General features: G+C 60.1%; 14 protein-coding genes, 1 tRNA gene and 4 pseudogenes. 9 read left to right on the top strand and 10 right to left on the bottom strand.

Translation table 11 applies throughout. From position 1 onward, the window contains the following. Positions 1 to 305 precede the first annotated feature (305 nt). The 3 genes and pseudogenes from ACVWY3_RS22110 to ACVWY3_RS22100 all read left to right on the top strand — a co-directional run bounded on the left by ACVWY3_RS22110 (position 306) and on the right by ACVWY3_RS22100 (position 4,173). A pseudogene (locus tag ACVWY3_RS22110) lies at positions 306 to 1,688 on the top strand (IS701 family transposase). A gap of 733 nt (positions 1,689 to 2,421) precedes the next feature. Continuing rightward, positions 2,422 to 2,622: a hypothetical protein gene (locus tag ACVWY3_RS22105; protein WP_456840373.1), complete on the top strand. Its 201-nt coding sequence runs from the start codon at positions 2,422 to 2,424 to the stop codon at positions 2,620 to 2,622. Between the two features lie 3 nt (positions 2,623 to 2,625). Next, positions 2,626 to 4,173: a pyridoxal phosphate-dependent decarboxylase family protein gene (locus tag ACVWY3_RS22100; protein ID WP_456840372.1), complete on the top strand. Its 1,548-nt coding sequence runs from the start codon at positions 2,626 to 2,628 to the stop codon at positions 4,171 to 4,173. A gap of 123 nt (positions 4,174 to 4,296) precedes the next feature. Here ACVWY3_RS22100 and ACVWY3_RS22095 read toward each other — a convergent pair whose 3' ends face one another. After that, positions 4,297 to 4,662, bottom strand: coding sequence for a hypothetical protein (locus ACVWY3_RS22095; protein WP_456840371.1), 366 nt, complete (start codon positions 4,660 to 4,662; stop codon positions 4,297 to 4,299). 1,386 nt (positions 4,663 to 6,048) lie between these two features. Between ACVWY3_RS22095 and ACVWY3_RS22090 the strand changes: the two genes are divergently transcribed. Then, positions 6,049 to 7,290: a tyrosine-type recombinase/integrase gene (locus ACVWY3_RS22090; protein ID WP_456840370.1), complete on the top strand. Its 1,242-nt coding sequence runs from the start codon at positions 6,049 to 6,051 to the stop codon at positions 7,288 to 7,290. Positions 7,291 to 7,858: 568 nt separating this feature from the next. On the opposite strand, the pseudogene ACVWY3_RS22085 reads toward ACVWY3_RS22090, so the two are convergent. Then, positions 7,859 to 8,970, bottom strand: a pseudogene (locus tag ACVWY3_RS22085) (IS630 family transposase). A 662-nt stretch (positions 8,971 to 9,632) separates the two neighbouring features. Between ACVWY3_RS22085 and ACVWY3_RS22080 the strand changes: the two are divergent. Beyond that, positions 9,633 to 9,821: a hypothetical protein gene (locus ACVWY3_RS22080; protein WP_456837580.1), complete on the top strand. Its 189-nt coding sequence runs from the start codon at positions 9,633 to 9,635 to the stop codon at positions 9,819 to 9,821. 521 nt (positions 9,822 to 10,342) lie between these two features. Here the strand turns inward: ACVWY3_RS22080 and istB are convergent. Next, positions 10,343 to 11,086, bottom strand: coding sequence for an IS21-like element helper ATPase IstB (gene istB, locus ACVWY3_RS22075; protein ID WP_456840369.1), 744 nt, complete (start codon positions 11,084 to 11,086; stop codon positions 10,343 to 10,345). A gap of 11 nt (positions 11,087 to 11,097) precedes the next feature. Next, positions 11,098 to 12,635: pseudogene (istA, locus tag ACVWY3_RS22070) on the bottom strand (IS21 family transposase). 824 nt (positions 12,636 to 13,459) lie between these two features. On the opposite strand from istA, the gene ACVWY3_RS22065 reads away from it, so the two are divergent. Further along, the gene (locus tag ACVWY3_RS22065) at positions 13,460 to 13,702 is read left to right on the top strand and encodes a hypothetical protein (RefSeq protein WP_456840368.1); all 243 of its coding nucleotides are present in this window, start codon (positions 13,460 to 13,462) and stop codon (positions 13,700 to 13,702) included. A 713-nt stretch (positions 13,703 to 14,415) separates the two neighbouring features. Here ACVWY3_RS22065 and ACVWY3_RS22060 read toward each other — a convergent pair. Then, positions 14,416 to 14,583, bottom strand: coding sequence for a hypothetical protein (locus ACVWY3_RS22060; RefSeq protein ID WP_456840367.1), 168 nt, complete (start codon positions 14,581 to 14,583; stop codon positions 14,416 to 14,418). 501 nt (positions 14,584 to 15,084) lie between these two features. Here ACVWY3_RS22060 and ACVWY3_RS22055 point away from each other — a divergent pair. Continuing rightward, on the top strand, positions 15,085 to 15,267 hold the full coding sequence (locus ACVWY3_RS22055; protein ID WP_456840366.1) for a hypothetical protein: 183 nt from the start codon (positions 15,085 to 15,087) through the stop codon (positions 15,265 to 15,267). Between the two features lie 507 nt (positions 15,268 to 15,774). On the opposite strand, the pseudogene ACVWY3_RS22050 reads toward ACVWY3_RS22055, so the two are convergent. Together ACVWY3_RS22050 and ACVWY3_RS22045 are read right to left on the bottom strand one after the other, a co-directional pair. Beyond that, positions 15,775 to 16,093 (bottom strand): annotated as a pseudogene (locus ACVWY3_RS22050) (transposase); the annotation flags it as partial. A gap of 41 nt (positions 16,094 to 16,134) precedes the next feature. Next, the gene (locus tag ACVWY3_RS22045) at positions 16,135 to 16,323 is read right to left on the bottom strand and encodes a hypothetical protein (protein WP_456840365.1); all 189 of its coding nucleotides are present in this window, start codon (positions 16,321 to 16,323) and stop codon (positions 16,135 to 16,137) included. Positions 16,324 to 17,809: 1,486 nt separating this feature from the next. Here ACVWY3_RS22045 and ACVWY3_RS22040 point away from each other — a divergent pair. Beyond that, positions 17,810 to 18,025 (top strand): helix-turn-helix domain-containing protein, encoded by a 216-nt coding sequence (locus tag ACVWY3_RS22040; RefSeq protein ID WP_456840364.1) that lies wholly within the window; start codon positions 17,810 to 17,812, stop codon positions 18,023 to 18,025. A 318-nt stretch (positions 18,026 to 18,343) separates the two neighbouring features. On the opposite strand, the gene ACVWY3_RS22035 is transcribed toward ACVWY3_RS22040, so the two are convergent. After that, entirely contained in the window at positions 18,344 to 18,556 is a 213-nt protein-coding gene (locus tag ACVWY3_RS22035; RefSeq protein ID WP_456840363.1) for a hypothetical protein, read from the bottom strand. Positions 18,557 to 20,086: 1,530 nt separating this feature from the next. Here ACVWY3_RS22035 and ACVWY3_RS22030 point away from each other — a divergent pair. Then, positions 20,087 to 20,308, top strand: coding sequence for a hypothetical protein (locus ACVWY3_RS22030; protein WP_456840362.1), 222 nt, complete (start codon positions 20,087 to 20,089; stop codon positions 20,306 to 20,308). Positions 20,309 to 20,979: 671 nt separating this feature from the next. Here the strand turns inward: ACVWY3_RS22030 and ACVWY3_RS22025 are convergent. Both ACVWY3_RS22025 and ACVWY3_RS22020 read right to left on the bottom strand, forming a co-directional pair. Then, positions 20,980 to 21,055, bottom strand: a tRNA-Ile gene (locus tag ACVWY3_RS22025). A 339-nt stretch (positions 21,056 to 21,394) separates the two neighbouring features. Next, positions 21,395 to 22,369, bottom strand: a complete 975-nt coding sequence (locus ACVWY3_RS22020; protein WP_456840361.1) for a Bug family tripartite tricarboxylate transporter substrate binding protein — start codon at positions 22,367 to 22,369, stop codon at positions 21,395 to 21,397. Between the last annotated feature and the right edge of the window lie 37 nt (positions 22,370 to 22,406).

The following is a 22,406-nucleotide window of genomic DNA, read 5'->3' as shown; positions in this document are numbered from 1 at the left end:
CGATGACTACGCGAAATCTTCATAGAGGAGGTTGCCAGGCATCCGAGCTGGAGCCACATCAGGACCGTGCCGATCACCCGATCGTTTGCGACTGCTCCCAAATTCATCAGCTGGTATGCGGGATGTCTGCGAGGGCCGCGAGATGGCGTCGGCAGCTGCTTTCGTATTCGCGAAAGACCTTGCGAGACGATACGATCTCGACGGAGAGCCTTAGCTCTCTACATAGGCTAGAACTGACATGGCGGCAGGGTGGATGCTTCGGTCGGCGTTGTCAAAGACGGCAAGGTTCTTAGGTCCGTGCGTATTTGGAAGGGCTTGCCAGTGTCATCGGTCATGCTGATCGGAAAGCGCCGCTGCGCGACTATTGCGTCGGCCTGATGGCCTGTGGCGGTCGCAAGGACGTGGAGCCAATGGCGGCGATGACGGCACCGGAACGGACGGCCGCCCAGCATCAATCGCTGCTGCATTTCCTCGGCAGCGGTGCCTGGTCGCATGAGAAGGTGCTGGGCCGAGATACGCGAGATGGTCCTGCCGGCGATTGAATGCCAGGGCCCCATCGAAGCCTGGATCATCGACGACACCGGATTTCCCAAGCAGGGGCGACATTCGGTTGGAGTTGCACGGCAATATTGCGGGTAGCTCGGCAAGCAAGATAATTGCCGGGTGACGGTGTCGCTGTCGATTGCCAACCACCACGCCAGTCTGCCTGTCGCTTACCGTCTTTATCTTCCGAAGGAATGGACTGAGGACCGCGATCGGCGGCGCAAGGTGGGGCATTCCTGCCGAAGTCGGCTTCCAGACCAAGCTGGAGATCGCACTGGAGCAGTTGCGGTGGGCCTGTGCAAGCGGCCTTCCGCGCGGTGTCGTGCTGATGGACGCGGGCTATGGCAACAACAGCGACCTGCCCACGGAGATCACGGCGCTGGGATTGACCTATGTGGCGGGTCTTCTGTCGAGCACAACGGTATGGGCGCCCGGCACCGGCCCCTTGCCGCCGAAGCCATGGTCGGGCCGCGGCCGTCCACCAAAACTGATGGGCCGCAACCGTCAGGATCAGCCAAGCCGCCGTCAAGGCGCTCGCGATCGGCCTGCCGGCCGAAGCTTGGCGCACCATCACGTGCCGGCAAGGAACGGACGAAAAGCTGACCTCGCGCTTTGCCCGCGTGCGGGTCCGGGCCGCGCATCCTGATTATTGGCAAACCACCCGGCGATTGGAGGAATGGTTGCTGATCGAATGGCCGAAAGGCGAGGACCAGCCTACCAAATATTGGCTCTCGACATTGCCGGAGAAAGTGGCATTCCAGACGCTCGTTGAGACGGCTAAATCACGCTGGCGCATCGAGCCCGACTATCAGGACGTCAAGCAGGAGGTCGGGCTCGGCCACTTCGACGGACGCCGCTGGCGCGGCTTTCATCATCACGCAACATCGCGGCCTACGGATTCCCGGTCTCCGAGCGGGAGAGGATTCCCCCTCAGGCGCGCGGCGCGTCCGGCCGATCCCGCTCGCTCGCGTTCCCCCGGATTATAGACCACGCGGATCTGCCGCTGCGGACCCAGCGTCACATTCCAAACTCGATCGCGACGATGCGACGGCGGCTCGAACATGGCTTGTCCGAACGCTGTCGAGATGTCCTTGTTGTGCGATCAAGTTCGACCACTACACAGACCGTCGTTTATGACGCAGTAAGACTAGCAGCACGTGGTCTTCAGCGGCACTTGCTGCAAGGGGCACGCGCTTGCTGCCCGTTCGTTTTGAGAGACGGCCGATTCTGGCGGAGTGCGGTGAGCCCGCGTCAAGTTGGCTTCAAAGTGACCGATTTCACCACGCCCGACGTCGCTGCCTGCATTCATTTGAAGTGCCGTCTCCGCCGTCCGTCTCGTCGGTGACCCCACACCACGCGCGTCGAAATCACGGGATAAGCCGGAGTGCAACGATCGAGACCTGAAAATGTCGGAATGCAGACAAAGCGAGCACAAAGTGGTGCCAACTGTCGAGTATTCGCTGGCACGAACAATGCACACCCTAGACGCGCCTGGGGCACCCTTCCTTTAGGCATGGCTACCATCGCAAGTTGAGGCCGTGGCTGGCCAGTGAGGTTAGCGGCGCGTGACATAACGCAGGCACGCCGCCCTGCTCGGCCAATACCGACGGACCTCTTGTCACGTCGCCGCTAACTTTCGACGCTGTGAACAGCGTGTTTGTGATCCACGTAGAATTTGCGCGTCATAGAGAGAACAGATGGATCGGGGCGGCAGGTGAAAAATGGCAAGAAAACGCGCGCGGCCTGGCCCGTGGGCGCCACCCGGCTGGTATGGCTGGCCGATCGGGGAGCAGTTGCGGTCGGCGCGGCGATTGGCTCTGCCGGAGCTCCGGCTGCGGCGACATGGGCGGGTGCCCCGCCGGCGCCGGGAGTGTTGAAATGAGCAGCGACAACGACAAGACCGTCGAAACGGAGCAGGTGATCAACCGCAGGGATAGCCGTTTCCGTGCGACCGTTCCTTCCTCCCTTGGTCTTGCGCTGTGTGATCTTTTCCAGGGGCTGCGTCAAGGCGCGACGGCCGCCGACATAACCGATGCCTCCTCGCCTGTTGCCATGGGCCGGCGTTCAGTAAGGAGCTGACAGGTGCCCGGCACCGATCAAGCGGATCACTTGGGTCTGTTCCCGGCGACCAATGAAAGCACCCGCGCCGCTTTCGTCTGCGCCATGCAGCGCGTCATCGATCACGTGATGGAAAGTTGGGACGAGCAATTTGCTCCGACCAGCGGCATCAAGTTTGACCAGCTCCAGCACCTGCTGGCGTCGCTCGAAGTGTGCCCCGCCGGGGGCCGCGGTCTCGATGCCGTCATGCTGGAGGTGCGCGAGCGGATCATGCCGCACTTCGTCTCAGTCTCGCATCCTCACTATGTCGCGCATATGCATTCCGCGCCGATATTGCCGTCGTTGGTTGCGGAGTGTCTGATCAGCGCGAGCAACCAGTCGTTGGATTCGTTCGACCAAGGCCCATCCGCAACGGCGTTGGAATGCCATGTAGTGCGCTGGCTGAGCGATCTCGTGGGATTCGGCGCGGCCGGTGACGGCGTATTCACGAGTGGAGGAACGCAGGCTAATCTCATGGGGTTGATGCTGGCGCGCGATCACGCTCCGGCGAGCGAAACGAATACTGTGAGGATATCCGGCGTGCCGGCCGAGGCACGGCGATGGCGCATTCTGTGCTCGGAGCTCGCGCACTTCTCAGTCGCCAGAAGTGCCCACATCCTAGGTCTCGGCGAATCCGCAGTCGTGCCGATCGAGGTCGAGCGCGATGGCAAGTTGAGCGCGGACCGGCTCGACCGGGCGATACGATCCGAGGCCAGTCGAGGTCATCGTCCAATCGCGGTGGTGCTGACGGCCGGCACTACCGAATGCGGCTCAATCGATCGAATCGAGGAATGCACGCGTGTGGCCCACGGCGCGAACATGTGGGTCCACCTGGATGCTGCCACCGCCGGCGCGCTGCTGCTGAGCGATCACGCGCCGCTTTTGCGCGGTGTCGAACTCACCGATTCCGTCTCAATCGACTTCCACAAGCTGCTGTTCCAGTCCATCAGCTGCGGAGTCTTCATGGTTCGCAGGCGTGCGACGCTGTCGATCCTCGACCGGTCGATTGCTTACCTCAGCCCGAGCGATAAGGCCGATAATCTCGGACCGAATCTGGTCGGGAAGTCGTTGCAAACGACGCGCCGCTTCGATGCGTTGAAGGTGTTCATGTCGCTGCGGGCGCTCGGCAGGGAACGTGTGGGCGAACTGCTCGACCTGATGCTTGCGCAAGCGCATTTTGCCGCGGAGGAGATTGAGAAATCGACGGAGCTCGAATTGCTGGTCCAGCCCGAAACCAATATCGTATTGTTCCGATGGCGACCGGCTGGGCACAGCCTGCCGGACGCGCTCATCAACGAGGTCAATCGGCAGCTTCCTGGCCGTCTCTGGAATGATCGAAGCGCCGTCATCGGGAAGACAGTTTACCGGGGTCTGGCAGCTCTGAAGCTGACCCTGCTGCATCCCGAATGCGCGATGGAGCGGGTCATCCCGGTGCTGGCCGCGATCGAAGCCAGCGCGGGCAAGCTCGTCGCAGAGTTGTGGTCCGGCGCTGATCGTCTGGACGAAATGCTGTTGGTCGGAGCAGGCAAGTGACGGCTCATGACGGTCTTCTTGTCGAGTGGGTAGGGTAAATTGGGGGGACCCCCGACATGATCCGGCTGGATCGAAGCCCTGCTTGAACGGCGCCGCACCGCTTGGGTCGTGAATGGAGAACGGCTAAGCAGACTGCCTGTTTGGGCCTCTACGGGCTGCCGGATGGGCAGGACCATTGGCGAGAGGACGGGCGGAAACGCTGAGGAAGCTGCAACTGCCGCCGAAAGCAAAACATTGGGCTCTTTTGACGAGGCCGACGAGATAATCGCTCATGTATGGCCTCGAGAAGCGCCAGAGTGCTGCACTCTGGACGTTCGTGGCATTAGTGACGAACCGAGGTGCGTTGTTCTCCGTATCACCAGGAAGGTCTTGCAACGTCGCGCCTTCGAATAAGACATCATCATAGGCTTGCGCGACTTTTTCGCTGATCGAAAGCGAAGAGAATATCCCGCCAATGACAGCGCCGGCGTCCACAGTTGTGTTCGCCATGGCGCGAATGCGCTCGACGAAAAGATCAAATTTCGCGGCCCTGCCGTTCTGAACTGAAGCTCGTCCCAGAGGAGGCCAAGCACGCCGGCTGTAATCGCGCAGCTGAGACGCTCGAAATTCGGGTCAGCTTCCCCAAGAGACCGATCTCATTAAGCCGGTAGAGGGGCCCCGACATGAAATACCATGGCCCTGTATCCGCCGCCCGAAAGTGACAAAGCAACGCCGTCTTCAATCCCGGCAGGTTCTTCATGGGGGTCAGTGAGCACGTCTTCCATTGATTGCCTCCCAGCTCGCATCCCGGCGCTCGCAGCTGTCCGGGAATTACGAGATCGAATTGCACTATGAAATCGATTTTGAAGGCCTGAGCGAATTCCGGTGCGCGGCGCGAATTCGCTCAATTCTTCGCGACATTAAGGCCACGCCTTTCCAGACATGGCAGAGCATTTTGCAGAACACTTTAAGCGATGTGTGGCGTCCGCTGGACCCAGAGGCTGAAATGCGCGACCGGGCTCGAAACAAACGCAGTGCCGGCCCCTCTCAATTGCATTGTATTGAGAACCGGCGAGTCCGCCCCCTGAACGGTTCAACTACAGCGATAGTCTCGCATGGTTTGCTAGGCGTTTTCAATCGTTGTCTGCAAAAAAATGCAGATAAGCTGCGAGACTCTGAGCGCAGATGATCTGCTAAGAGAGAGCTACGAAACAATGCGGAGAGCAGTCCGCGACTTTTTGACCTCGGTGGCGGTATCGATTCGGCTGTACTGAAGGATAAGTGCGCCATTCTGACCCAATTGAGCCCATCGGCTTCCAGTGGACGTTCGCATCTGCTTAGCAGAGGCTGCGGGATATCTTCTCAAGGAATTCACTGACAACAGCATAATTTTCGGCTTGAAGGTGCCGCAAGAGTTCGAGAGCGGGTATCACCTGCCGGAGACGGTTGCCGAGGAGCTCGCAGCTGAGGTGGCTCCTCATTCAAAAAAGAATCTTGAGCCGCGTCGCTTGTTGCCACCGTTGATGCGCGCCCCAAACGGACGTGCCTCCTGCAGGGACTAGCCACCCGCGCCTACGCGTTCTTGCGCGATTGCGCGAGAACGTGCCCAATAAAGCGACGAAGCGCGGCTGGATCTTTCAGCGCGGACTGATCCTTGCGATGATGCTCGAGCGAATTCCTCAACAGCTGATAAGCGTTGATGTCAAGTCGAGCGCAACCTGACATTTCAGCAGATACGCCCCTTCGCCTTGCTGATGCCGTGAAAATCGCGTTTCCTTTAGGGGGAATGACGGTCGCGGGATTGCGCCGTGAGCGCGATCGCAACCGGTTAATCATTGAGAAAATCGCCGGCAAGGAATTCACGACGCTGGCGCACATTGAACGGATGCGAGAGCTATGCCGCGGAGAAGCAAGGGGGCTCGACTTCAGCTCAAAGCCGCCCGCCGAAACAAAGCCGGAAAGATTACCCATCAAGCAACCTGGATCATCAGAGACAACGGCCGGGATGTCGGCACGGGCTGCGCTGCAGATGAAATTGCAGCCGCGGAGGAAAAGTTAAGGGACTACATTACCTCAAAGCACACACCGAAGCGAAGAATTCGCCATATAGACGATATCCCGATCGCGGATGTCCTCTCGATCTACTTGGATGCCCAACTAGACAAACTTCGCAGTCGCTTCAACGTCGAGTTCGAAAACGAAGACTCCATTCCGGACATCCGAAAGTTCAAGAAGCGGACCGAGCGGCTGAACGATTGGTGGGGCGGAAAAATGCTTGGCGAGGTCAATGGTGAGGCATGCCGGGCTTACGCCAAGAAACGTTACAGAAAGGGTGGGGCTCGTCGAGACCTTGAAGATCTCCGTGCTGCCATCGGTCACCACGCAGCCGAGGGGTACCATAGAGAGATCGTGAAGGTCTCCTTGCCCGAGAAGGGCCAGCCGAGAGATAAGTGGTTGACGCGCAACGATGCCGCTAAACTGATCTGGACTTGCTGGCGCTATCGCGAAATGCAAAAGGGTTCGCGTCGGCCAACCGACGATGTGAAGGTCTCGACAAACAAGCGTCCACTGCGTCATCTTGCACGGTTCATTTTATTGGGGATCTACAGCGGAACTCGAGCTGGAGCTATCGCAGCTGCATCTCCCATTCCCGCGATTGGTCGTTCTTACGTCGATTTAGAGCGCGGCCGCTACTACCGCCTGAAGCAGGGCAGCGCGAAAACCAACAAACGGCAACCCACCGTGCCGATCCCCTTGCGCTTGCTCGCGCACCTGCGGCGCTGGCACCGAGCTAATCCACAGGCGAAGCATTTCGTGGAGTACAATGGGAAGGCTGTGACGTCAGTCAAGACTGCATTCAAGAGTGCAGTCAGGCTCGCAGGCCTCGGCCCGGGAATCTCCCCTCACACTTTGCGGCACACCGCTGCGACTTGGCTCATGCAGAGAGGTGCGGACCCTTGGCAGGCAGCTGGCTATCTTGGAATGTCGCTAGAGGTGTTACTCAACACCTACGGTCATCACCATCCCGACTATTTGTCCGATGCGGTGGAAAAAATCACCAGTCGAAAGCCGGCTGGGGAACGAAAAGCGCACGTATCTGGTGCGGTAATTCCGATCCGGCGAAATGGCGCCTTATGAGTTACTGACTTATTTGGTGGGCCCGGAAGGGCCCTCAGGCTCTCGATTTACCAATGGTGTGCGACGAACTGGGAAACTTGCGCGCTTCAAGCGATTTCAGGGGGCGCGGCACTGTTACCCACTTCTTTAGCAACAGGTCCGGGTTAACCGCAGCAAAAGGGCTGCTTCGCCGCTCGTCGTGTAAGCCTAGGGCACAGCTACGGCTGCTTAACAGGAAGGCCGGCCTGTTTCATTGCTGCCGTCACTGATTGACCGCCTGCGGTCGGACGACACCGAATGGCATCGTCTGTTGCGGCGCCCCGTTGCCGCATCACAGGAACCGGTGGGCTTCGCCGACGCTTGCTTCTGAAAGGAGGAAGTCATGCCAGGCCAATCCGCACGCGGTCATCGTACTTTCGCAGCGTCGTGCTTGATTTCGTAGACCAATCCAGTCCTACCGGTGCGGTCTTGGCGACTGTGGGGATGCAGGGCCCAATGAAGCCGGGAGCGGGGCGTACGCTGAAACTGGATCGCCATCGGTTGAGGCAAGTTCTATTTTTCCAGTCGCACCAGCCTTACCTTCCGCTCGCTAGTGTCCTGAACCAGAAGTTCGCAACATTGGTCCGTTTTGTGCCGGGGCATTGTATCGGCAGAAGCGCTCGATGGAAGCAAGGATGTCGTCAGCGGACTTGGTCCATCGGAATGGTTTCGGATCGGCATTGTGTCGTTCGATGAACGAGGTGATGTCCGCCCTGAGGGCAGCGACACTGCGATAGACGCCGCGCCTGATCTTCTTATCGGTAAGGAGCGCGAAGAAGCGCTCGACCTGATTGAGCCATGACGAACTGGTCGGGGTCAGGTGCACATGCCAACGCGGCCTTTTGGCTAGCCATTTCCGGATCAGCGGCGTCTTGTGCGTTGCATAGTTATCCATGACGAGATGGACGTCGAGTTCGCCCGGTACGGCGGCCTCGATCTCGTCGAGGAACTTGCGGAACTCGGCGGCTCGGTGGCGTCCGTAGCATTTGCCGATGACCCGTCCGGTCGCAATGCGGCGAACAGCGATGTGGTGCCGTGCCTTTTGTAGTCATGGCTCCTTCGAGCCGGCTGACCGGGACGCATCGGCAGCATCGGCTGACTGCGGTCCAGCGCCTGGATTTGGGACTTTTCGTCTACACACAGAACGATGGCGTGTGCCGGCGGCGAGACGTAAAGGCCGACGACGTCGCGCACCTTGGCGACGAAGTTCGGATCGGTGGAGAGCTTGAATGTCTCTAGCCGGTGCGGCTGGAGCCCGAAGGCCCGCCAGATGCGTTGCACCGTTGACACCGACAGGCCGCTGGCCTTCGCCATGCCCCGAGAACTCCAATGAGTGGCGTTCTCGGGGCAGCTTTCCAGCGTCCGCACGATCACGGCTTCGATGCGGGCATCGTCAATGGTGCGCGGCGCCCCGGAACGCGGCTCGTCGTGCAACCCGGCCACGCGCTGCTCTACAAAACGCTGCCGCCACTTGCCTACCGTTCCCCGCTCCAGGCCTAGCTTGGCCGCCACCTCCTTGTTCTGACCGCCTTCCGCGCAGGTCAGCACGATCCGGGCTCTCAGAGCCAGCGCCTGCGCCGTTTTCCGCCGCATCGTCAGCGACTGAAGTTCGGCAAGCTCATCATCGCTCAATATCAGGGGCGCAAGCCGCTGGGCCGACATCAGATCCTCCGTCGCTGTTACAGCCGCCATCTCTGGCACAGCGACGCGAATCTACTGCGAATCTACGATTGCGAACTTGTGACTCAGGACACTAGCGGGGCTCCCGCTTCCGTTGTGTCCGGGTTTGGCGGCGATCCGGACGGGCAACGTTGCCTTCAGAGACAGATGCATTCTATAGTCATTCTCGTTCATCGAACTAAGCCATAGGTTGAAAGTTTTTATCTTTTTTTGGCCCTCGGAGGCAAGATGATTTCCCCCGCGCAATGCTTAGAGTTTGCACGCCAGTACAGAGCCCTCTCCCAGAACCCCAACACCTCCCCAGACCGCGCCTTCCTGATGAAGAACATAGCTCGGAGCCTTACCGGGTTGGCGGGTCAATTGGATCGGCTTGATGCGCTGACAAGGGAGGAGCAGCACAAACATGCCCCGCGCCCGGGGCTCTTTAGGAGTTAAAATTGGAACTAAGGTGCCGTGCGCTGCTTACCGCACCATCACCGGCCAAGGCTCTGCCCGTAGGCGTCAGTGGCTGGAGTCGGACAACATCGGCGCAGATCCGCAAGGTGCTCGATAGTTCAAAGGTCTAAGTCGGGAAATAACTTATGTTCCTGCGATGATCTGCACGCGGACGTACAATCAATACCCATCAGCAGAAGGAACATGCGATGGGATTGAAGCGACGGCGATTCAAGCAGACGGATTCTCTGGAAACGCGACTCGAGCAATTTGCACAAGACATGCGTGAGCGGGCAGATGGAAAGCCTCCCGGCGACGAACGCAATGCTTTGCTCAAGCGAGCACGCAATGCAGATCAAGCAATCGACATTGAGCGGCAACTTCGTCAGGACCACTAGGAACACCCAAGAGAAAAGCGGTTAGCCTGGCTCCTCCCTTCGGAAAACTCTTGCCCTCGCTGCTCCCTGGCAAGGGCGGCGGTCGCCGCTTGATTGCCGATCCGGCCATGTTGACAATCCAGCCCTCCAAGCGCGCCGATCGCCGCACACGCGTCACTGGCGGCCGGAAGCCGCGTTGTTTTTGCTAAGCTCAAAAAACGGGATGGGACCAGCGCCCTTTCTCAACTAAACACAGCATGAGCAAGAATAGCGAAGTAGGCTGCGGATTCCGATGATCTCGCCCGGGTGTACCGATTTGATCTCGCCCAGGATTCCGAGATGATCTCGCCCACCATTCCGATTTGATGTCGCCCGGGGCGCGAGGCGTTCTGGCTGTCTGGTTTCTGGCATCGGCGACGCCGCGTGGTCAATCTTGAATCGCGGCTCGACGGGCGGGTTTTTCTGTTGCTCCTGCTGTGGGCATGTGGGCAACGCGCTCTTGCGTTGTCCAAGCGTAGCGGCATGTCCACAGCGCCACGGGCTCAGGCCTTTCGGCCGGGTTTGCGGGTTCGCCGCAGGCTTTCGCCGTTGAGATCGATCCGGTGGGCGTTATGGACCAGGCGGTCGAGGACGGCGTCAGCGTAGGTGGGATCGCCGATCAGCGCATGCCATTGATCGACCGGGAGCTGGCTGGTGACGATGGTGGAGCGGCGGCCGTAGCGGTCCTCGAGGATCTCCAGGAGGTCGTGGCGGGCCGCGGCGTCGAGTGGCTCGAGGCCCCAGTCGTCGAAGATGAGGAGATCGACGCGGCCAAGCGCGCGCAGCAGGCGGGAGTGGCGGCCATCGCCGCGCGCCAAAGCGAGATCGGTGAACAGCCGCGGGACGCGCTGGTAGAGCACGGAGCGATTGTCGCGGCAGGCCTTGTTGCCGAGCGCTGAGGCGAGCCAGCTCTTACCGACACCGGAGGGCCCGCAGATCAGCAGGTTGGCGTGGTCATCGATCCAGCGGCCTTCGACCAGCATCGTCAGCAGGCTGCGGTCGAGGCCACGCGGGGTGCGATAGTCGATGTCCTCGACGCAGGCCTGCTGACGCAGCTTGGCGTATTGCAGCCGCTTCGAGAGCCGCTTGTCGCGTCGCAGCGACGCTTCGCGTTCGAGCAGCAGCGCGAGCCATTCGGCGTGGCCGAGGCTTGCGGCATCGCCGCCGGCTTCGATGTCGGCGAAGGCCTTGGCCATGCCATGAAGGCCGAGCGCGTGGAGTTGATCGAGGGTCGGATGCGTGAGCAAGGCGTGATCTCCTAGTTGTAGTAGCGCGGCCCGCGGATGTTGGGATGAAGGATCGGCGCATCGTCCGCGGAGCGCTTGGGGGAAGGACGCCGATCGAGATTGTTGGCGAGGATCGATTTGACCGAGCCGTAGGTGCGGGCGCCGATGTCGATCGCCCGCAGGGCGGCGGCATCGAGCCGCTCTTGCCCGTAGGATCTGGCGAGCCGGATGATGCCGAGGCAGGCGCGGAAGCCCTGCTCGGGGTGCGTGCGTTCATCGAGGATCAGGTTGCACAGCGCCGCGGTGGCCGATCCGATCGAGGCGGCATCCTTGCGGATGCGCTCGATGGTCCAGCCGGCGTAGCGCCGATGACTGGACGCCATGTGTTCCGGCAGGGTGGTGTGCTTGTGGTTGCCGCTCATGCGCTGATGCGCGGCGATCCGCTCACCCTTGTGGAATATCTCGACGGTGCGGGCGGTGAAGCGCACCTCGACCTCGGCGCGGACGAAGCGATGCGGGACGCTGTAGTAATGCGCCTCGACCTCGACGTGATAATCGATGCTGACCCGGCAGATCCGCCACTCGGCGAACACGTAAGGGCTCTCCGGCAAGACCCTGAGTGCCGGCCGGTCGATCTCCTCCAGCAGCTTGCGGCGGGTCACGCCGAGCCGCCGGATCGGTCGCTCCTCGTTGAGCCGGGTCATTAACTCGGCGATCGCCGCGTTGACCTCGGCGAGGCTGTGGAAGGTCCGATGGCGCAGCCGTCCGAGCAGCCAGCGCTCGACCATGAGGACCGCCTGCTCGACCTTCGCCTTGTCCCGGGGCCGCCGTGGCCTGGCCGGCAGAATGGCGGTGCCGTAATGCGCCGCCATGTCGGCGTAGCTGCGGTTGATCTGCGGATCGTACAGGCAGGCCTTGATCACGGCGACCTTGGTGTTGTCCGGCACCAGCAGTGCCGGCACGCCGCCGATCGCCTCGAAGGCGCCGACATGGCCATCGATCCAGTCGGCGAGCCCCTGCGTCCAGGTCGCCTGCGCGTAGGTGAAGCTCGATGCGCCGAGCACCGCGACGAAGATCTGCGCAACTCGCCGCTCGCCGGTGAACCGGTCGATCACCACCGGCACGCCGTCGCCCGCATAATCGACGAACAGCTTGTCGCCGGCTGCATGCGACTGGCGCATCGTCACCGACAGCCGGCCTTCCCAGGCCCGGTAGAGCTCGCAGAACCGCGAATAGCGATACCCGCCGGGTTCGCCGGCGATGTACTCCTCCCACAGGATCGCCAGCGTCACGTGCTTGCGCCGGAGCTCGCGGTGCACCGCCGCCCAGTCCGGCTCGGGCTGCCGGCGATGGCCACGCCGGGTGCCGAGACCGGCTCCCGTGCTGGCGAACAACCGGGCTTCCAGCACAGCGTCGGTGATGTCGTCGGGCAATGGCCAGGTCAGCCCAGCCGCCTCGAACCGGCGGATCGTCAACCGCACCGTCGAAGGCGCTGTCCCCACCCGCCGCGCAATCTCGCGGGTCGGCATCCGGCCGACTTCAATCTGATCACATCGCGCACATGGCGCATCGCAAACCTCTCCGTCGGCATCCAGGTCCCCCTTCGCAAAGCCGAAAGGCGGGACCGTAGCGGAGCCAGAAGAGGCCTCGTCACCCCGGGTTCGCTCTTGCGATACCCCGGGGCGACATCATCCCGGAATGGTGGGCGAGATCATCTCGGAATGGTGGGCGAGATCAAATCGGAACGGTGGGCGAGATCATTCCGGAATGGTGGGCGACATCGAGCGGAATCAGCAAGTAGGCGACGATCAGGAAGAAAGCCAGCGTCTGAAGCTCCTTAGCGCGCAGCTCAGGGTGCCTACAATTGAATGCCTTTCGCCGACGCTTAACTGAGATGCTGCGCAATGCGCGTAGGCCAGTGCTTATATCCATTGCCTTTATGCACCACCGCTCGCGGGTGAATCCTTCCAGGCGAGTCGGCCACAGTCCGAGCATTTGTAAACAGAGACCTGGCGCCCATCTCGAGCGTCGCAAATGATCGATGTCAGGGCCATGACTCTGTGGCAATCTTCGCACCTGGGACGCCAGTCAATAAACTCATCTCAAAGAGCGGCTTGTTGCTCGCCCATGTGATTCGCCTCCCCTTTAAGTGGGATCAGATCGCGAGTTCCGCATCAGTAACATGGATCATGCCGCGGACGGCTTGGTAGCACCGGGTTCGTCAAGACACGCATATTCAATATGCGCCTATTACTCGCGACGCAGGCGGTGGCACAACTGTAGCGGACCGCCTTATGTTGGGGATCGCTCCTGTCGGCCTCTTTGCGGTCGCGACCGAGGCGTGCACCGTCAATCGCGGGTTCAACGTCGATAGATGGTGGTAAGGAACAGGCCATGCCCCGGAGCACAAACCGTAACTTGCCGAAGTCAGCAGACCTATTTGTCATCAAAGAAGAGCTGATGACTGGGCGCAGGATCGTTGTTGCTGCTTCGGCCGGGCCGCGCCTGAGTGGTCGGATCGGTATTATCGTTGGCCAAGGGGCAACCGCGACTCAGGTCAAAGTGCTCCTCGACGGAGCCAAGCGCTTTGTAACCTTGCACGCGCGCTACGTTGACCTGCTCAAAACACGCTGTTAGTCGCCGGCTACCGCGACGCCATTATGAGTGTAACACCGGCGAATGTACGAGTGGCACCGGGGGCACTTCTCCATCTAGCCACTGCTGCTCCTCGGCCAAAGCGCGCCACGCCGCCTCCATCCTCTGGAAGCGGCGCGCGGCGGAGGAGGTCTCGGCCTCGTCCGTCAGCTCGGCGCAGTTCTCGGCGCACTCCAGGTACCCTCTCGTTTGATACATCACGCTACTCAGGCCTCAGTGGGTGTTGGACTCCTGCCATTTCTCCAGATCGAGATCCGGCCGGTCCGACGGAAGTTGGTCCTTTTCGGGGTTGCTGGTCCACGGCTTGGTCTGCCTGTGGGTGGGCTCGTCGGTTTGCTGCCGAGGATCATCCGTCGGCGTCTGGCGGGGGCTCGGTCGTTGGGGGACGTTTTCCATAGGGCGACAATGGGTGAACGCCACCCTCCGTTCCTAGGCGATCGGCAACCAGCCGGCCGACCAGGCGTTTAAGGGTATGCAGCGCATTGCGATATTAGCTTTCGTGCTGGCAGTCGCCGTAATGCTCGCTCGACGGGGCGGGGATGGCGGCGTGCATACCGCCGAACATGCCTAGCCAGAGAGGACAACCGTCGGGCAGGGCCGGTAACGCGCCTCGTCCGATGTTCAAAGGTGTCCGAATCGAGAAGAAGAAAACCGCCAAAAGGCCAAGAGGCGTTAAGTCGGGTCACGCGGTCGCTTTACGCGAGACTTATTTCGAAGAAGTCGACCTCCTGGCCGTGCAGATGATAAAGCACCCGGTCGAGCTCGCGCATGTCGAATATCTCACGGCAGATCGTGCACCGGACGTAATCGTCTGCTTCAGAGCGCGGTAGCCAATAGTCGACCGGCTTTCCTTTATCAGGCATGGCTGTGGATCCTCAGCGGCAGCCGACTGCACGCCGATACGTCGGCCGAGCTGGCTTTCAACAAAATCCCTCAAGCCATCCGAGATGTCGCAGCCTTCCGTGGCGTGGTCGATACCTTCGTCCGTTTCCCGGAACGCGGCGCCATCGCGGAACTCATCGAGCACAAGGTAAAAATTCTTGTCGAGGGGATCATTCGGTACGATCGACGGCGAGGCCATACGCGAGAACTCCACTGACCGAAGTCCAAGGTAGGGAGCCGAGTTGCCAATTGCCAATCATTTTACTTGCTTTAATGCCAGCTCGGACTGGCTCGTGCAGGATGCCTATCTCCGCGCTCAGCGGAACGCGGCTCCGGCCCTCGTGACCCTCCCATCCAAGTGCCTCCAGGCGGCCGGAGCCGCTAATACTATAAGCGCTCCTCTCCGTATTGGATTCCGAGTGTTGAATTGATTTGCCCGCGTCCTGATTGGCCCTAAGCTAGTTCCTGTGGGGGAACGCGCCATGAAGGACATGCTCGAACACCTCGCCACGTTGCGCGAGCAGATCGCAAAATGCGAGCAGTTGAGAGATACGGCCAAGTCGCAGATTAAGCGAGCGGCGTTCGAGCGGGTGGTCTCTCACTACAAGGTCCTCGCCGCAGAGCTCGAAAGAGCGATCGAGCAAGTAAAGGCCGAGAATGACTAAGGCCGCGGGATCTGGCACACATTGTCGAATGTACACTTTGTAACACAAGTGATGGACGCGAACCGCATCGAGGGCCACGGTGCTCCTGATGCATCCTCGATCCGAGTCATATCGGTCGCTTGAGGCCCTCTGCCGCCATCAGGCAGCCATCACAACTACCCCGGCGGCCAAGCTGGAGCTGTTGGAAATGGCTCGCGAGTACAAGGTCTTGGCGGATTGGTTGGATCGCCAATGGCCTGACCCATAACTTCAGTTCTGAACCAAAGCAATTCGGAGTAGTTTACCTTCCATCACCGGCCAAGGCTTTGTCCGTAGGCATCGGTGGCTGAGAGACCGAGCGCTCCCGCCTGCAAAACAAGGCGAGCGCTGCTAATGTTGGACCGGTCCGGCGCGGTGAAGCAGATCGAATTTCGGAAGCAGATCGAATTTCGGAAATTATTGGCCTCATACGATGCTGAGACCATTGCGCAGTCTCTTGAGGCGATAGCGCGATCCAAGGCGCTATTTGATCGCCCGGTGCTTCGCGATGAAGACGAACTTCATGTCGCTTCCTTCGCGAAGAAGGCTGCGGCCTTTAGGATATCCCGCTCGGCCTTTAATTTGGCGACCTCACGGCGCAACCCTCGATCTCCTGCTGCTCCGGCTTCATCTGCCCGTGGCCGGGAAAGGCCTGCACCGGATCGGAGCCGAACTCTTTCACCCATTTGCGCAGAACGTTCTCATGGACATCCAGGTCGCGCCCGGCCTGCGCCACCGACACCCCACGCTCCCTAACCAGCTTGACCGCCTCGATCTTGAACTCGCGACTGAATTTCCGTCTCTTCATCGCCCACCTCCGGCTTCATGAAACACCAATCTCGGTGTCCATCAAACCGGCAGCAGCTCACCGCGGCAGTTGCCAAGGACCCAATTTCCCGGTCCCACCTTGAAGCCTTGGCTGACAGCTACTTTGTGCTCGCCAAAAGCGCCCAGGTCCTTTATCGCTCTGCCGCAGCGCTCGAAACCATAGATCAGCGCAGGAAGGAATAGAGCCGCGCCAGTGGCAGACTCCTTCATCCAGGACATCTATTGAAACGGGCGGCTACTCTCCACATCAAGGCTCGTGTGGTGAGCCGACAAGGATTTTGTATGCTCGCTCTGCCTGCTCCTTTGTCAAATTCGCAGCCAGCTCAGTCCCAATTAGCGCTGGGCCCCGCCGCTCTCGATCGTAAACCATCCACCCGACGCCCCCCATTCGAATGAGAAATCTGTTCGTTGGCAGCGCAATTTCACTCACCATGACCCCACTTCCTGCGAACTGAAGAGTAGGTCGCGCTCACTCCTGGATCGCATTTGCGTATGTGAATCAGCCCGGGAAAAATAGACAACGGACTGTGCGAAAGTGAACAGAGGTGCTTTTCGCCATGTGAGTAGGCTCGCGTCTGCTTGGAGCAACCGAGACCAAGCACAGCGGCCCCGGCCTACACCCCCAAATGCCTCGCCCGGCCGGGCCGTCTGGCGGTTTAATGCTGAACAATGCTGCTCATCATGACGCCTGGCGGCACTGGCGCATCTCGAAGTCCCGGACTGTCCGAATTGCCGGATCCCCATGAGGGACTTTTTGCGAGACACTCCGGATCCGTTAATCGGCCACCGTTTTTGTCTGCCCGAACTGCGAAGCTTTTACGAATCGGGAACAATCGGTAGTCGCGCGGGTTGGCAGCACTGCTCCGGCCCCAAGCCCCCCTGCGGCCGGAGCGTTCCACGGCCCCAGCTCGCCCGATGCTGGGGCCGTCGTTTTAGGTCCGGCGCTTGTTTCCACGACATAGCCATCTAGCATGGCGGGGAGGCCAAAGCGGCGGCCGGGAAGCACGAAGAGCCCCACTCTCCAAATGTGCATGGCGGTCTGCGGCACCGCCGATGCGAGCATTAACCCACTTGCCTCTGCGGGAACCTGGGCTACCGGCCTGTGTTGTTCGGCTAAGGCGAACCGGAGGTTGGGTGAGGAAGCACCGAGACGACGTTCGTCTGCGATTGTTGCCTACGGAAAGCGGATAATCGTGTTGGTTGGGCTCATATCAGTGTCAATTGGGCCGATGGGATCGGCAGGTCATGCCGGACGAAGTCCGCGATCTATGCGAAATTTGTTGGAGCCCACTGTAGCAATTGCTGAAACAGCAGCTTGAGCAACATTCGGAAGCGAGGTGCGTAAACCCGCAGATCATAGGATTCAGATCTGCAAAAGGATTGGACGGTCAGCACAAATTGTCGGCCGGAATGAAGCGATGTGGCATGTTGATGATGTCTCTACCGTCGGACCTTCGGCAACGTCTTCTAAACTGTCCTGAGCTATTCTTGTGGCATGGACGACGATGATGTACCTGCGGGGTTTGGCACCGCTCTTCGAGGGAGCTATGCCCGTCTAGCCGCTTGGATGGTGCGGTTTAACCGCATCTGAGCCTCGTCGATCGCCGCACCCGACGCGGGTTGAACAACCCAATCGAGTTCTCGATAAATCGCGTCAGCCCGCGCCTCCGCGCCCATAAGCTCGGACGAGGCCACGTTGACGAAAAGCCGCAACTTGCGCCGATCTTGGTCACCGGAAGAGAAGGGGCGATTAATCTCCCTTCTTGGCGACGGAGCCACTGCCGACGAAATTGGAGAACGGCTAGGTCGGACGCGTCAGTCGGTTTACGCTCGCCTCCAGCGCTTTCAGAGGCAGCGGTGGCAAGCGAGCAGAACAAGCGGGAAATTCTTCCCGCAGTTGGCCATTGTTTGAACGTTACCGCTTCGCATTGCTCTTTCGCCAGCTACCGCTTCAATCCTCAAATCATCACGCGCCGCACATGCATGTCTCTCCAGAATCACTATGGCAGAGACCCTCACGGCGGGGTCGGTCCGGAAAGTATCGCGTTGCCGCGGCGGAGGACCCAAAAAAAGAGACTGGCAGCGCCTCATGACCCACCGGCCTCGAGCGGTAACCGGGCATCAACCGATACCGGCTTACGATACATCATCGCGGATTGGTGACGAGTACCGCGGTACGCATGGGCATTGAGAACCCTCTGGCTGTACAGGCCGGCGGGTTTTTCGTTGACTAGTTTTCTCTGTACGGAATATCGAGCTTGTGGCAGGTCGCCGCGAATGACGCTTTTGCCTTGGCGTCTTCAAAGCAGAACTTTGTGCCGACCTGCGCGCGGTCTGTCCACCAGCCAACATTTGCATCTTTCGCGATACGAAAGGCTTCGTCGCGCAAAAGGTCCAGTTGCCTGCCGGCAGCACGGACAATCACGCAATTTTCTTCAGACATAGGTATTGTCTCCAATGGCAACGAACCACAAAGTTGTCAATTGAACGGAAAACGCTCGGCCGGAGCGGCTGTTAGCAAAAGGACGCAGCAATCGTCCTGCTGCGGCCGCTTCTCAAAACATTGCCGGGTAAAAGAGGATCTATGCAGAATAAGTAGAATATGCGCCAGCTCAGGTAAGAATTTCCTGACACATGTACGGCCGCCAGTCGCGAACCATTTCGCTACTTCCGAATTTTGGAACTTTTGTTAGTTGCTGAAATTCACTCACGCCATTCGGCCCCGGCGCTCAGACCCGTAATTGGATCGGCAGCCAGGAGCATTGGGGCTAGCATAAGCCGTGCCATGTTCGCTCTCAAGGTGCAATCCTTCGAATGAGATTGATTTCGAAACGGTATGTTCCCCGCGGGAACGCAGGAAGCTTGATCCGATACGAGCAACATCTTAGAGCCCTCAAGAGTGCCGCGCCGATCGTGCGGAACGTCGCGGCGCCGGCCGCAGGGGTCGTACCAGAGCGGCGCCTGCGGCCCTTCCTCTTATCAGCAGAGCTGTGGGAATTTGGATACACATCGGGGAATAATCGGCAAGCGAAGAAACAGCTGATCGGAAATGTGCTTGTGTCTCGCGGGTGACGGACTCTGTCCCAGGAGGCAAGAGCCTGTCCGGAGGCCCCAGCATCATCATGCCCCACGGCCCGATGATGGGGCCACCACGGGCGCCGTTTCTGTACGAGGCGTCGATTGGACGAGACTTGGAGAGTCCTGTTTGCGATCAGTGCGACGGCTGTTGTCGCCGTTGGCTCATTCTTCGCCATCCGGTTTATGATCGGTTTGCACCTGTGACTTCGATCTGAATTGATCACGGCCCGTGTGGCCTACGATTGCAAGTCGTGCATCGCCACGCTCGAAGTCGGGCCGAACGTCGGCGCCCCGAGAGCCTCACCCCTGACAGACGAACCGCGTCTCGAAATCTGACAGCCGGACGTCATCAGCCCAGCGATCAGCGCTCAGTTCAACGTGGTGTCCGCAATGGAAGTAGACTAGGACGCGCGCAAGCCCGTCTCACGCATCTCCGCCGAAGGTGATCTTGAACGGCCGACCATCAGCATGCGTGGGCTTGGGCGTTGGGCTGGGCGAGGTATGCCGCCATTCAGGCAGCATCGTAAGTACCTCGCAAATTTTAGATCGATGGTGGCCTCGAACCCGCGCGACCTACAGCCTCTTGTGGGTGTGGAAAAGCAAAGCCTGTCGGTCACTGAGAGAGAGTGATCGAGGCACCCGTTATATCCAAAGGCATACATACCCGATTGCCGGATCTTCCTAGACCTTAGCATGCCTGGGCGGCCCCCCATTACTGTCGAGGCCTCCAACGGCTCCGGCGGGTTGTGCTGGGGCCGTGTTTTTTCGGCCAGCGAACCGCGCCCAGCGCAACGCGGTGCCCGCAATGTGGAAAGTCTCACAGCTGTCAATTGCGAACTTAGGAACGAGACCTCGGCTTTCACATTCCTTCTGAAGTGCAATCGGGAGCCTCAGCATGGCAATCCAAATCGTGATGGATCACAGCGGCGATAGCCAGCACTTCTTCGACGAATCCAATGCAGAAGCATTGGCAGAGGCGGAGAAGCGTTTTCTGCAATTTGCCCTCAAAGGATATACAGCGGCGGTGCGGAAGGGGCCCGGTGAGATAACCAGGATCACCGCGTTCGATCCGACTGCCGAAGAGACACTGTTTTTCCCGCGGCTCGTGGGCGGGTGATGATCTGGTGACGAGAAGGCTTCAACGCATCGGCCTGTAGCTCCATCGAAGCGTCTCGATTGGCAGACTTTATCAAGCAGCTAAGCCCGAGAAGACGATTCAGGCTTGTGCGCTGCGACTGCTGCGTTCCTGGCTTTCGCCTGAGCAAATGGCAGAGTTCGTACCAGGGGGTACTACGCGGACGCCTCCGGAAATATCGTCAGCGAAGCGGCGTGGGCCGGCGGAAGCAGCGGCGCGTTCTCGCTGAAACCAGAAACGTGGGTCGCGTCGGCCAAAGCTACCGGACCGATTGTTGGGGAACGAGTCCCACCTTATGCCTGCGTTGTGGTTGGACGAGCGCTCCTCGAGACAAGGGAGCGCTTACCGCGGCGTTCAGTTACGAGCGTCCATCGGTGCTGGTGCTTGAAGCAAACATACGCTGCGACAGACCGCAGCGACTTGGCTCATGCAGCGACGCGCGGATCCGTGGCAGGCAGCGGGTATCTCGGGATGTAGCTTGAGGTGCTGTTCAACACGTACGGCCATCACAATCTCGACTATTTGTCCGATGCCTCGACCAGAATCGCCAAGTGCTACCCAGCCAGCGAACGAAAAGGGCACGTATCTGGTGCGATATCTGGTGCGGTGCTTCCGATGAAACGAAACCGGCCTTGATAAGTCACTGATTTCATTGGTGGGCCCGGCAGGACTCGAACCTGCAACCAGACCGTTATGAGCGGCCGGCTCTAACCATTGAGCTACAGGCCCCGCCGCGGGACGGCTAGCGCGTATGCGCGACCGGCAACGGTGCGCGGTTCGTTTACAGGGATGGAGGCGGGGGTGCAATGCTGACAGCCGCGGCGGGAACGCCAGCACGGCTTGGCTCAGTAAATTTTGAATTACCGAAATCGGCAATGATGCCCTTATGCGCCTGTTTTGCCCGACGAGTCAAAGGGTTTTTCGCGGGCCGGCTCGCCCGATCCTGTAAACCATTGTAATCGCTGAAGGTTTCTACTGTGCATGGGGTTGTTTTGATTTTTGATTTGAAGGGGCCCTTCGGCCCCGCCCAATGGCTTGGTTGCGAGCCGCAAGCTCGCCACTAGCCCACTAGTCCACCGAGACGCCGGCGAACTCCACCACCTTGCGCCACTTCTCGGTCTCGTCGGCGACCAGCTTGCCGAACTCGGCTGGCGCCATTGGCTTGGGGATGCCGCCGTTCTCGGTCAGCCGCGCGATCACCTTCGGGTCCTTCAGCGCCTCGCCGACGGCCTTGTTGAGGATCTCGATCACCTCGCTCGGCGTGCCCTTCGGGGCGGAGATGCCGTAGAAGCCGACCGATTCGAAGCCGGGCACGGTCTCGGCGATCGCCGGCACGTCAGGCACGCTCGGCCAGCGCTGCGGCGAGGTCACGCCAAGCGCGCGGACATTGCCGCCGCGCGACTGCTCGAGCGCGGAGGGCAGGTTGTCGAAGATCAGCTGCACCTTGTTGGAGATGATGTCGGGGAAGGCGATCGCCGAGCCCCGATAGGGCACGTGGATCATGTCGCACTTGGTCATCGCCTTGAACAGCTCGGCCGACATGTGCACCGAGGTGCCGTTGCCGGAGGAGGCATAGGAGATCTTGCCGGGATTGGCCTTGCAATAATCGATGAACTCCTGGACCGTCTTCGCCGGAAACGCGTTGGAGACGACCAGCATGTTGGTGAGCTGCATGATGCTCGCCACCGGCACGGTGTCGCGCAGGAAGTCGAACGGCAGCTTCTTGTACAGCGAGGTCGAGATCGCGTTGTTGGGCGCGACGAACAGCAGCGTGTAGCCGTCGGGGGCTGCGTTGATCGCAGCCGCAGCCGCGATGTTGCCGCCGGAACCGGTGCGGTTCTCGACGATGAACTGCTGGCCGAGCCGATCCGACAGCGCCTGCGCCATGATCCGCGCCACGATGTCGACCGGGCCGCCGGCGGCAAAGCCGATCATCCAGTGCACGGGGCGGTCGGGATAGGCGGCGGAGGCGGGAGGGGAGGCGCTGAAAAGACCTAACAGAACTGCGAGCCCGAAAACACCGTTACGCAAAATTCGCAACATGACGCCTCCCATTGTTCTATTGTCGTTATGGGCCATG

The organism is Bradyrhizobium sp. USDA 4486 (assembly GCF_054057995.1).
The sequence above is the reverse complement of the archived record's forward strand: the minus strand, read 5'-3'. Positions and strand labels throughout refer to the sequence as shown.